The sequence below is a fragment of the Corallococcus terminator genome, from assembly GCF_003611635.1.
Taxonomy (GTDB): Bacteria; Myxococcota; Myxococcia; order Myxococcales; family Myxococcaceae; genus Corallococcus; species Corallococcus terminator.
In genome coordinates this window covers 1-298 of sequence record NZ_RAVZ01000860.1, presented here as the reverse complement: position 1 = coordinate 298, position 298 = coordinate 1, and the positions used below count along the sequence as shown (strand labels likewise).

Below are 298 nucleotides of genomic sequence, written 5' to 3'. Positions count from 1 at the left end.
CTCCAGGTGGAAGTCGGGCCGAAGGAGGCGCCATTGGAGAGAGCGCACGCCAATCCAGAGGAGCCGCGCCCGCAGACGTCCGCCCTCCCATCACCGTTGAGGTCGGCGAACTGGATGGTCTGCCAGTTTGAGGCATTGGCGTACCATCCGTTGATGTCGCTGTAGGCTGTGCTCCAGGTGGAAGTCGGGCCGAAGGAGGCGCCATTGGAGAGAGCGCACGCCAATCCAGAGGAGCCGCGCCCGCAGACGTCCGCCCTCCCATCACCGTTGAGGTCGGCGAACTGGATGGTCTGCCAGT

Annotated in this window: 1 protein-coding gene; it reads right to left on the bottom strand. The window is 65.1% G+C overall.

What is annotated here, in order from left to right:
• Nucleotides 1–298: FG-GAP repeat domain-containing protein (locus tag D7V88_RS42490; protein WP_147449200.1), on the bottom strand; the 298-nt coding region annotated here is incomplete at both ends.